Raw genomic sequence first — 11,231 nt, 5'->3', positions numbered from 1 at the left:
TCGTTCGGCATTTCGTGTTCCCGACTCTATCAGACTCTTTCGTGTCCGACTTCCTCGGCGCTTTCCAGTTCTTCGCTTTCGCGTTTCCCTTTCCGGCGGTTCCGACTCTATCAGGTCCTTTCGGGCCCGAGTGCCAGTCGGCGGCCACCCGGCAGCACCGGATGTTCAAGCAGTGTCTATACGGCTGTTGGGCCGTTTCGACGAGTGAGACATTAGCGGAATCCCGGCCCCCGAGCTAATCGGGGTCGTTCCTTCGAACATAGATTCCTCATTTCGCAAATGCGCACAAGAACGGGACGACAACAGTCGTTCGTTCAGTGGTTACCGCGGAATGGTTGTCCGGGGCCGGCCGGGGCCGGTGCTCACGTCGGACAACTCGGAGAACAGTACGTAGGCGTCAATCCCCTGTCAACCGGCGGTCCGCCACTAGGATGGGGGCCATGACTTCGCGTACGTACACCCAGGGGTGGCGGGCCGCCTGACGGCGGCCGGCATGCACGTATGCGCTCAACGGCCGCCGCTACGGCGGCCGTTCGCGTTTCCCCTCCCCGGGAGCCCGGCCGTCGGTGGCGGCGGCTCCTACCAGGAGGTATGAGAGATGACGCGGATCTTCAGCGGGGTCAAGCCGACCGGGCATCTGACGCTGGGCAACTACCTCGGGGCCGTGCGACGGTGGGCCCAGGCCGATCAGCACCGGGCCGACGCGCTGTTCTGCGTGGTGGACCTGCACGCGCTGACAGTGGAGCACGATCCCGCGCGGGTACGGCGACTCAGCCGGCAGGCGGCGACGCTGCTGCTGGCGGCGGGTCTCGATCCGGCGCTGTGCACGGTGTTCGTACAGAGCCATGTGGATGAACACGCGCGCCTGTCGTACGTACTGGAATGCACGGCCACGGACGGCGAGCTGCGGCGGATGATCCAGTACAAGGAGAAGAGCATGCGGGCGCGGGCGGCCGGGGAGAGCGTACGGCTGTCGTTGTTGACGTATCCGGTGCTGATGGCCGCCGACATCCTGGCGTACGGGACCGATGAGGTGCCTGTGGGGGACGACCAGACGCAGCATGTCGAGCTGACCCGTGATCTGGCGGTGCGGTTCAACCAGCGGTACGGGCACACCTTCACCGTGCCGAGGGCCACGCGGCCCGAGGTCGCCGCTCGGATCATGGACCTTCAGGACCCCACGTCCAAGATGGGGAAGTCGCACGCGGCCACCGCCGGGATCGTCTATCTGCTCGACGAGCCCGAGGTGGTGCGAAAGAAGATCATGCGGGCCGTGGCGGACAGCGGGGTCGAGGTCGAGTACGACCGGGTGGAGAAGCCCGGGGTCGCGAACCTCCTCGACGTGCTCGCGGCGTGCGAGGGAGGGGACCCCGTGGAGCTGGCCGGGGCGTACGACTCGTACGGGGCCTTGAAGAAGGACACGGCGGAAGCTGTCGTCGAGCTGCTGCGGCCGGTGCGGGAACGGCATGCGGAGCTGGCGGCCGACCCCGGTCATGTGGATCAGGTGTTGCGGGAGGGGGCCGAGCGGGCTCGGGGGCTGGCGCGGCCCACGGTGGACGCGGCTTATCGGGCCATTGGGTTGCTGCCTCCTGGGTGAGGTGGGCAGTGGGGGGAGGGAGACGGGTGCGGGCGGAGCCGGGCCGGGTGGGGCCGTCGGCTCTCACCCGGGGTCGGCTCCGGCCCTGGGCGTCAGCCGTTGCCTGAGGCGAGCTCGCGGCTGCGGTCGCGGGCTGCCTCCAGGGCGGCGATGAGGGCTGCTCGCACACCGTGGTTCTCGAGCTCGCGGATCGCGTTGATGGTGGTGCCGGCTGGGGACGTCACGGCTTCCCGGAGCTTCACCGGGTGTTCGCCGCTGTCGCGGAGCATCACGGCCGCGCCGATGGCCGCTTGGACGATCAGGTCGTGGGCCTGGGCGCGGGGCAGGCCCAGGAGGATGCCGGCGTCGGTCATCGCCTCGACGAGGTAGTAGAAGTACGCCGGGCCCGAGCCGGAGAGGGCGGTGGCCGCGTCCTGCTGGCTCTCCGGGACGCGGAGCGTCTTTCCTACGCCGCCGAAGATCTCCTCGGTGTGCAGGAGGTGCTCGGCGGTGGCGTGCGTACCGGCCGAGATGACGGACATCGCCTCGTCCACCAGGGCGGGGGTGTTCGTCATGACGCGCACGACGGGGGTGTTGGGGGCCAGGCGCTCTTCGAAGAAGCCGGTCGGGATGCCGGCTGCGCCGCTGATGACGAGGCGGTCGGCGGGGACGTGCGGGGCGAGTTCGTCGAGGAGCTTGCCCATGTCCTGGGGCTTGACCGTGAGGATGAGGGTGTCGGCGCGCTTGGCGGCTTCGGCGTTGCTCACGGACTCCACGCCGTAGCGGGTGCGGAGTTCTTCCGCGCGCTCGGGGCGGCGGGCTGTGACCAGGAGGTCGGCGGGGCGCCAGCCGGCGCGGATCATTCCGCTGAGCAGGGCCTCGCCGATCTTTCCGGTGCCGAGGACTGCGACTGTCTGGGTCATGCGGTTCACCTCGCCGGTGGGGCTGCGTGCGCGTCGGTTCGTGGGGGTGCGCCTGGTTCTGCGCGCCCCGGGGACATCTTCGCACCGGGGGGTGGGAGGTGGGGGGTGGTGTCCGGTGGGCGGGACGTTGCGGGGGTGGTGGGTTGGTGGGCCCGTGCGCTGGTGGGTGCGCCGGTGGGGGTGGGCGGGGCCGGCACGTTCGGTGGGGGTGGTCGACGGGGGCGGGGGTTATGCGGTGCGGCGGCGGAGGGTGGCTGCTCCCAGGGTCAGGACCAGGAGGGCGCAGGCTGCGACGATCGTGGCGTCGCGGATGAAGGTGGCCGTGATGTCCGTGTGGCGCAGGACCTCGTTCATGCCGTCCACGGCGTACGACATCGGAAGCACGTTCGAGATCGCTTCCAGGACCGGCTGCATCGTGTCGCGCGGGGTGAACAGGCCGCACAGGAGCAGTTGCGGGAAGATCACCGCCGGCATGAACTGGACGGCCTGGAATTCCGACGCCGCGAAGGCGGAGACGAACAGGCCCAGTGCCGTTCCCAGCAGGGCGTCCAGGAGGGCGATGAGCAGGAGCAGCCAGGGGGAGCCGACCACGTCGAGGTCCAGGAGCCAGAGGGAGATTCCGGTGGCCAGGGCCGACTGGACGACGGCCAGAGCGCCGAAGGCCAGGGCGTAGCCCGCGATCAGGTCGGCCTTGGCCAGCGGCATGGCGAGCAGGCGTTCGAGGGTGCCGGAGGTGCGTTCGCGCAGCGTGGCGATCGACGTCACCAGGAACATGGTGATGAGCGGGAAGATCCCGAGCAGTGACGCGCCGATGGAGTCGAAGGTCTGCGGTGAGGCGTCGAAGACGAAGCGCAGCAGCGTGATCATCACGACCGGGATGAGGAGCAGGAGCGCGATCGTGCGGCGGTCGTGGCGCAGCTGGGCCAGGACGCGGGCGGCGGTGGCGAGCGTGCGGGATGCGTTCATCGGAGCGTCTCCTGGCGGGAGTCGGCCTCGTCGACCAGGTGGAGGAAGGCCTCTTCGGCGGTGGCGGTGGCGGTACGGGCGCGGAGTGCGTCGGGGGTGTCCTCGGCGAGGATCCGGCCGGCGCGCATGAGGAGCAGGCGGTGGCAGCGCTCGGCCTCGTCCATGACGTGCGAGGAGATGAGGAGGGTGGTGCCGCGGTCCGCGAGGGTGTGGAAGAGGTTCCACAGGTCGCGGCGCAGGACCGGGTCGAGGCCGACGGTCGGCTCGTCGAGTACGAGGAGTTCGGGCGTACCGAGGAGGGCCACGGCGAGGGACACGCGGCTGCTCTGGCCGCCGGAGAGGTTTCCGGCCAGGGCGTTCTCGTGCGAGGTGAGGTCGACGTCGGCGATGGCGCGGGTGACGGCGTCGTGGCGGGCTTCGCGGTGGTCGCGGCCGGGGCGGAGGACGTGCGCGAAGTAGTCCAGGTTCTGGCGGACGGTCAGGTCCGTGTAGACGGAGGGGGCCTGGGTGACGTAGCCGATGCGAGGGCGCAGGGCGGCGTCGCCCGCGGGGCGGCCCAGGACTTCGAGGGTGCCCGTGACGTTGGCCTGGGTGCCGACGACGGCGCGCATCAGGGTCGTCTTGCCGCAGCCGGAGGGGCCGAGGAGGCCGGTGATCCGGCCGCGGGGGACGGCGAAGCGCAGGCCGCGCAGGACGGTGCGGGGGCCGCGGACGACGGTGAGGTCGCGGGCGGTCACCGCGGGCCCGTGCGGGGGTGGGGCCGCCTGCTCGGCGGAATAATTCATCATGCGTTGAATAATCCTCACGGAGGGTCCTCGCGTCAAGAAGGCGGGGGGTGGGCGCGGGGCGCGCTCAGGGGGCGCCCGTCGGCGTGCGGGGTGCGGGGGCGGCGCAGGCGGGCGGCGGCGCGATCGGAAGCGGAGCGTCCACCTCCTTCGCGCTTCGGTGGGCACGGGTGGGACGCGGAAAGTCATGGGATGTCCAACTCCCGTACGGGACCATGAGGTTTAGCGTATTTCGCCACCAGGCGGAGGTGCCTTTTGCGTTGCCTGTCGTTGCACCGGACCGACCTCACCGCCTCACTCGTCGTCTTCCTCGTCGCCCTGCTCCTGTGCGTGGGGGTCGCCGTCGCCTCCGGCGTACCGGCCGAACTTGGTCTGATCACCGGCATCGTCGGCGGGCTCGCGGCAGCAGCGCTTCCCGGCAGCAGCCTGCACGTCAGCGGTCCGGCGGCCGGGCTCACCGTGCTCGTGCACGAAGCCGTGCGGCGGTACGGCGTCGGGGCTCTGGGGGTCCTGGTGCTGGCGGCCGGGTTGGTGCAGGGCGATGCGGGGCTGGTCGGCGCGGTCGGCGGGGGCGGGCTCGCGGTTGTCGCGGTGGGGGTGGGGACCGTGGCGGTGCTCGTCGGGTGGCCCCGGTGGCGGGCCGCGGCCCGGGTCGCGCCTGCGCCGCTGGTGGCGGTGGCACTGGCGGCGGTCGTGACGGCGGTGCTCGATCTGCCGGTGCGGCGGGTGGAGGTGCATGGGCTGCTGGACGCCGTACGCCGCCGGAGGCTGCATTCCTTCGCGCGGCCGGCGGAGGTGGGGGTCGTCGGGACGGTGCTGGCGTTCGCGCTGATCGCGTCGGCGGAGTCGCTGTTCAGCGCGACGGCCGTGGACCGGCTGCACGACGGTCCCCGGACCGACTACGACAAGGAACTGATCGCGCAGGGGGCGGGCAACGTGGTGTGCGGGGCGCTCGGGGCGCTGCCGATGACCGCCGTCATCGTGCGCAGCGCCGCCAATGTGCGGGCGTGGGCGCGTACGAAGGCCTCACGGGTGCTGCACGGGGTGTGGCTGCTGGTCTTCGTGGCCGCCGTGCCCGCGGCGCTCTCGGGGTGATTCCGGTGGCGGCCCTGGCCGGGGTGCTGGTGCACGCGGGTGGAAGCTCATTCCCGTACGGGATTCGGTGCCGTTGTGGCGGGAGCATCGCCGTGAGGCGGTTGTGCTCGTCGTGACCACCGGGGCGATCGTGGTGACCAATCTGTTCGAGGGCGTGCTGGTGGGGCTGGTGCTCGCCGTCGCGAAGAGCGCGTGGGACACCAGTCAGGTGCAGGTGGAGACGGAGGACCTGGGCGCGGTGGACGGGCTGCGGGTGCGGGTGCGGGTGCGGGTGCGAGGCAACGCGACGTTCCTGCGGCTGCCGAAGCTGCTGGACGCGCTGGAGGCGCTGCCGTCCGACCGGCCCGTACAGCTGGACCCGGGCGGGCTGCGGCACGTCGGCCACGCGTGCGCGGCGGCCCTGGAGGGGCGGGCGGTGCGGAGCGGGGCGGTGGCCTGGGGCCGGTTGTAGCGGCGGCGGACCGGCCCCGGCTCAGCGGGAGCGGCGCCCGGGGGCCTTCTTGCGGGCCGCGGGGTTGCCCGTGCGGGAGGTGCGGCGGCGTTCGTACTGGGTGACGGCCTGCTCGTACTCGCCTCGGAGCAGCTTCTCGCCGGGGGCCTCGGTGAGCGAGCGGAAGAAGTACGCGAGCAGTGAACCCACGAAGCCGATGGCCTTCAAGCTGCGCAACTGGGCCTCGGTCGTGGGGTCGGGGCGGCGTGCGTACCCCTCCCACGTGCGGCGGAAGGCGATCGCGCTGCAGATCGCGAACATGGCGACGACCAGGATGTTCACGAAACCGCCGACGTCGGCGATCGCCAGGCCCTGGTAGGCGAAGCGCAGGACGAGGCACCCGGCGGCAGCGGCGGCCAGCGAGCCCACGGCTACGCCGGCCCGGCGCAGCCCGTACCCGTTGTCGTGGCTCACCCAGGTGGTGCCGAAGAAGCGGATGGGCTCGGGCTGCGGGCCGCCGCCGGCGGGCGCGGCGGAGGGCGGGGGGACGTCGGTGTTCTCGCTCACGGGGTCGATTATCCCCGGGCCGGCGGCCGGGCGGCGGATCCGTGCGTCAGGCGCAGCGCACGGCGACGTACCCGTCGCTGCCGGTCCTGATGTACGCGTCCGAGACGAACTGGCCGTTCCCGATGTTGGACCAGAGGTTCGTCGTGCCGTACGGACCGGACACGGTCGTGCCGGGGCACTGGCAGTTGATCGGCACGCGTGCGTCGTACGGCAGGACCTTGACGATCCGGTACTGGGTGCCCGGGCCGCTGCGCACGTTCACCCGGTAGCCCGGGGCGACGGGATAGCGCACGCCCGTCGTCTCCATGGTGACGGCGGCGCCCTCGGCGGCGCTCGCCACGTCGTCCTCGACTTCTCCTACGGCCATGACAGGCCCCTCCCCCGTTGATGTCCTTCTGGCGAAAGCTCCGTACGCCGCGCAGGCTAGCAAGCCCCACCGACATCGCACGCATCATCGACTAGGCTCCGTGCGTCTCGCTTGCGGACGATTCACACGGGGGTGGACGATGCCGCCGCTGCGCAGCACCGGGAGGGGACCGGAAGCGGAGCATCCGGAGTATGCCGGGCAGTACCGGCTCGAAGCCGTGCTCGGCTCCGGAGGCATGGGAGTGGTCCATCTGGCCACGTCGGGCTCCGGGTTGCGCCTCGCTGTCAAGGTGGTGCACGCCGACTTCGCCGCGGACCCCGAGTTCAGGGCCCGGTTCCGGCAGGAGGTCTCCGCCGCCCGACGGGTGAGCGGCGCGTTCACCGCGCCCGTCGTGGACGCCGACACGGACGCGGAACGCCCGTGGATGGCCACCCTGTTCATCGAGGGCCCGACCCTCGCCGAACGCGTCAAGCGGAACGGTCCGCTGGACACAGAGGAGTTGCTCCGGCTCGGCGCGGGACTGGCCGAGTCGCTGCGCGACATCCACCGGGCCGGCGTGGTGCACCGCGATCTCAAGCCGAGCAACGTACTGCTGGCGGCCGACGGGCCCAAGGTCATCGACTTCGGCATCTCCCGGCCGACGGACAGCGACCTGCGGACGGAAACCGGCAAGCTGATCGGTACGCCGCCGTTCATGGCGCCCGAGCAGTTCCAGCGCCCGCGCGAGGTGGGGCCGGCGGCGGACGTGTTCGCTATGGGGTCCGTGCTGGTGCACGCGGCCACCGGGCGCGGGCCCTTCGACTCCGACAGCCCGTACATCGTCGCGTACCAGGTGGTGCACGACGAGCCGGATCTGACGGGCGTGCCGGACGCGCTGGTCCCGCTGTTCGCACGCTGCCTCGCGAAGGAGCCCGCCGACCGGCCGACGCCGGACGCGCTGATGGCGGCGCTGCGGTCGGCGGCGTACCCGACCGCCGACGACACGCAGCCGTTCATACCGGCGCAGCGGATCGCGGAGCCACGGGGGGAGCGCGGTCCGGGGCGGGAGGCGGAGCGTGAGGAGGCGGGGGGCGACGCGGCAGGCGGCGGGGCGGTCGGCTCCCGCGACGGTGACGCGGCCGGTTCAGGCGGGGCGGTCGGCTCCCACGGCGGTGACGCGGCCGGCTCCGGTGGGGGCGTGGTCGGGGCCCGGCGGACGGGGCGTGTACGGCGTGCTCGGCGGGCCGGGATCGTCGTGGCCGTGGCCTCGGTGGCCGTCGGCGCGGTGTTCGGCGTGCGGGGGCTGGTGGGCGACGGCCCGTCCGGTGCGGCGCCCGCCGTGCGGGACAAGCGCGGCGCGGTCGCGCAGACCCGTCCCTGGGACGTGTCGCTGCGGGCCGGCGCCGGGGGCAGTGCGCCGGTCTGTTCGTACGCGAGCGGCTCCCTGTACTGCAGCGCCCGCGGCGTCCAGGCCGCCCGGCTGAACCCGGCGGACGGCCGGGTCGGCTGGTCGAAGAAAGCGGCCGGCGCCTCCCGTACCTCCTTCGACGACAGCGCTCCCGTCCTCGCCGGCGGGCTCCTGCATGTCGTGCCGCCCGGCGGGGACCGGCTGGAGGCCCTGGATCCGCGCACCGGCGCCCGGCGCTGGAGCGTGGACGTCTCCGGTGGCCCCTTCGTCCTCCACACGGCGCGATCGGTGCTTCTGGCCCGCCCGGACGGAACCGTCCGGGCCGTCGACAACACTTCCGGCAGGACACGCTGGACCCGCCGCCACGGCGGCACCGGCTCCCTGTGGGTCGCCTCGCCCGGCCGCGGCGGGACCCTGTACGCGGCCACCCCGTCGCAGGACGGTACGTCCACCACGGTCGCCGCGGTCGACCCCGGCAGCGGCGAAGCGCTGTGGGAGCAGCGGCTGGAGGGGATGCTGAGCCCGGTCGCCGCCTCGGACGGCGCTCTGTTCCTGCTGGCCGACGACACCGACGGCCTGACCCGGGCGGTCGTCCGCCTCGACACCCGGGCCCGCACGGCCCGCCGCGTCCCGCTCGTCACGCCGCTCGACCAGGCGCAGGCCACGGTGCGCGGGAACACGGCGTACCTCTTCGGCGTCAACGGCTCTCTGGTCGCGGTCGACACGGACCGTACGGACAGCCCCGCGCGGGCGCAGCGCTGGCGGCTGGAGACCTCGGTCAGCCGGGCCTCACGGCCGGTGGCGACAGCGGAGCGTGTCTACCTGTCCGCGGCGGACGGGCGGCTGCTGGCGGTCGACGCCGCCGACGGCAGGCTGCTGGGCCAGACCGCGCCCCGCATGGGCTCGGGGCGGTACACCTTCGCGGCGACGCTTCCCGCTCCCGTGGCCGCCGGGGGCCAGGTGTTCGCGACGGCGCCCGACGGGTCGGTGTTCGCGGTGGCGGACGAGGATCCGGCGGGCTGGTGAAACGACGGCGGGCGGGACCGGGCTCGTGCCCCCGTCCCGCCCGCCGCCAAGACCGGCCGCGCTCAGCCCAGCTTGCTGACGTCGCGCACCGCGCCCTTGTCCGCGCTGGTCGCCATCGCGGCGTACGCGCGCAGGGCCTGCGAGACCTTGCGTTCGCGGTTCTTCGGGGCGTACACGCCGCCGAGGGCCGCGCGGCGGGCCGCCAGGTCCTCGTCCGCGACGAGGAGTTCGATCGTGCGGTTCGGGATGTCGATGCGGATGCGGTCGCCGTCCTCGACGAGCGCGATCGTGCCGCCGGACGCCGCCTCCGGGGAGGCGTGGCCGATGGACAGGCCCGACGTACCGCCCGAGAAGCGGCCGTCCGTGACGAGCGCGCAGGTCTTGCCGAGGCCGCGGCCCTTGAGGAACGACGTCGGGTAGAGCATCTCCTGCATGCCGGGGCCACCGCGCGGGCCCTCGTAGCGGATGACGACGACGTCGCCCGGCTTGATCTCCTTGCGGAGGATCTTGTCCACGGCCTCGTCCTGCGACTCGCAGACGACCGCCGGGCCCTCGAAGGTCCAGATCGATTCGTCGACACCGGCCGTCTTCACGACGCAGCCGTCGACGGCCAGGTTGCCCTTGAGGACGGCCAGGCCGCCGTCCTTGGAGTACGCGTGCTCGACCGAGCGGATGCAGCCGCCCTCGGCGTCCGTGTCCAGGGTGTCCCAGCGCTCGGACTGCGAGAAGGCGGTCGCGGAGCGGACGCAGCCCGGCGCCGCGTGCCACAGCTCGACAGCCTCGTCGGACGGCGAGCCGCCGCGCACGTCCCACGTCTTCAGCCACTCGGAGATGGTCGCGGAGTGGACGGTGTGCACGTCCTCGTTGAGGAGGCCGCCACGGTAGAGCTCGCCGAGGATGGCGGGGATTCCGCCCGCCCGGTGGACGTCTTCCATGTAGTACGTGCCGCCGGGGGCGACGTTCGGCGCGACCTTGGCCAGGCACGGGACGCGGCGCGAGACCTCGTCCATGTCGTCGAGGCCGAAGTCCAGCTCCGCCTCCTGGGCGGCGGCCAGCAGGTGCAGGATCGTGTTGGTGGAGCCGCCCATCGCGATGTCGAGCGCCATGGCGTTCTCGAAGGCGGCGCGGGTGGCGATGTTGCGCGGCAGGACGGTGTGGTCGTCCTGCTCGTAGTGGCGCTTGGTGATGTCGACGATGGTGCGGCCGGCGTTCTCGTACAGCGCCTTGCGGGCGGTGTGCGTGGCGAGGACCGAGCCGTTGCCGGGCAGGGCCAGGCCGATGGCCTCGGCGAGGCAGTTCATCGAGTTGGCGGTGAACATGCCGGAACAGGAGCCGCAGGTCGGACAGGCGTTCTCCTCGATACGGAGGATGTCCTCGTCCGAGATCTTGTCGTTGACCGCGTCGGAGATCGCGTCGACCAGGTCGAGCTTGCGGACGGTGCCGTCGACCAGGGTGGCCTTGCCGGCCTCCATCGGGCCGCCGGAGACGAAGATCGTGGGGATGTTGAGGCGCAGCGCGGCCATCAGCATGCCCGGCGTGATCTTGTCGCAGTTCGAGATGCAGATCAGCGCGTCCGCGCAGTGCGCCTCGACCATGTACTCGACCGAGTCGGCGATCAGGTCGCGGGAGGGCAGGGAGTAGAGCATTCCGCCGTGGCCCATCGCGATGCCGTCGTCGACCGCGATCGTGTTGAACTCACGCGGGACGGCGCCCGCCGCCAGGATGGCGTCGGAGACGATCCGGCCGACCGGAGCGAGGTGCGTGTGCCCCGGAACGAACTCGGTGAAGGAGTTCGCGACCGCGATGATCGGCTTGCCGATGTCCGCGCTCGCTACTCCCGACGCCCGCATAAGGGCGCGCGCGCCCGCCATGTTGCGGCCGTGGGTGACTGTGCGGGACCTCAGCTCGGGCATCGTCGCTCGCTCCTTAGGCAGTGGGACGCAGATGGGACGTACGAGACTTACTCACGAGAGTAACTTCGAGCGTACGCCTCGGATCCACGATCTGGACAAACAGTCCGATATGCGGGACGGGCCGCTCGATCCCCGGTCACGCGTCCCACGGCCCTTGGGCAGGGCACCGGTCCGTGCCGCGTCCGCGTGCCCCGGG

General features: G+C 72.1%; 8 protein-coding genes and 1 pseudogene. 3 read left to right on the top strand and 6 right to left on the bottom strand.

Annotated features, from left to right (window positions below; translation table 11 throughout):
* The first annotated feature begins 598 nt into the window (after positions 1-598).
* The gene (gene trpS / locus IE185_RS18875) at positions 599-1,597 is read left to right on the top strand and encodes a tryptophan--tRNA ligase (RefSeq protein ID WP_189715577.1); all 999 of its coding nucleotides are present in this window, start codon (positions 599-601) and stop codon (positions 1,595-1,597) included.
* 92 nt (positions 1,598-1,689) lie between these two features.
* Here the strand turns inward: trpS and proC are convergent, their stop codons facing one another.
* The 3 genes from proC to IE185_RS18860 all read right to left on the bottom strand — a co-directional run bounded on the left by proC (position 1,690) and on the right by IE185_RS18860 (position 4,253).
* Positions 1,690-2,499, bottom strand: coding sequence for a pyrroline-5-carboxylate reductase (proC, locus tag IE185_RS18870; protein WP_138905758.1), 810 nt, complete (start codon positions 2,497-2,499; stop codon positions 1,690-1,692).
* 228 nt (positions 2,500-2,727) lie between these two features.
* Positions 2,728-3,465 (bottom strand): ABC transporter permease, encoded by a 738-nt coding sequence (locus tag IE185_RS18865; protein WP_189715575.1) that lies wholly within the window; start codon positions 3,463-3,465, stop codon positions 2,728-2,730.
* Positions 3,462-4,253: an ABC transporter ATP-binding protein gene (locus tag IE185_RS18860; RefSeq protein ID WP_189715573.1), complete on the bottom strand. Its 792-nt coding sequence runs from the start codon at positions 4,251-4,253 to the stop codon at positions 3,462-3,464. Before IE185_RS18860 ends, IE185_RS18865 begins: the two co-directional genes overlap by 4 nt.
* A gap of 252 nt (positions 4,254-4,505) precedes the next feature.
* Between IE185_RS18860 and IE185_RS18855 the strand changes: the two are divergent.
* A pseudogene (locus IE185_RS18855) lies at positions 4,506-5,796 on the top strand (SulP family inorganic anion transporter).
* Between the two features lie 21 nt (positions 5,797-5,817).
* Here IE185_RS18855 and IE185_RS18850 read toward each other — a convergent pair.
* Both IE185_RS18850 and IE185_RS18845 read right to left on the bottom strand, forming a co-directional pair.
* A complete protein-coding gene (locus tag IE185_RS18850) occupies positions 5,818-6,342 on the bottom strand; it encodes a hypothetical protein (protein ID WP_189715571.1) in 525 nt (174 codons plus the stop codon).
* A gap of 46 nt (positions 6,343-6,388) precedes the next feature.
* Positions 6,389-6,709, bottom strand: coding sequence for an SH3 domain-containing protein (locus tag IE185_RS18845; RefSeq protein WP_138899501.1), 321 nt, complete (start codon positions 6,707-6,709; stop codon positions 6,389-6,391).
* Positions 6,710-6,848: 139 nt separating this feature from the next.
* On the opposite strand from IE185_RS18845, the gene IE185_RS18840 reads away from it, so the two are divergent.
* Positions 6,849-9,122 (top strand): serine/threonine-protein kinase, encoded by a 2,274-nt coding sequence (locus IE185_RS18840; RefSeq protein ID WP_189715569.1) that lies wholly within the window; start codon positions 6,849-6,851, stop codon positions 9,120-9,122.
* Positions 9,123-9,184: 62 nt separating this feature from the next.
* Here IE185_RS18840 and ilvD read toward each other — a convergent pair whose 3' ends face one another.
* The gene (ilvD, locus tag IE185_RS18835) at positions 9,185-11,035 is read right to left on the bottom strand and encodes a dihydroxy-acid dehydratase (RefSeq protein WP_138897770.1); all 1,851 of its coding nucleotides are present in this window, start codon (positions 11,033-11,035) and stop codon (positions 9,185-9,187) included.
* Between the last annotated feature and the right edge of the window lie 196 nt (positions 11,036-11,231).

The sequence above is a fragment of the Streptomyces chryseus genome, assembly GCF_014650755.1.
Lineage (GTDB): Bacteria > Actinomycetota > Actinomycetes > Streptomycetales > Streptomycetaceae > Streptomyces > Streptomyces chryseus.
The sequence above is the reverse complement of the archived record's forward strand: the minus strand, read 5'-3'. Positions and strand labels throughout refer to the sequence as shown.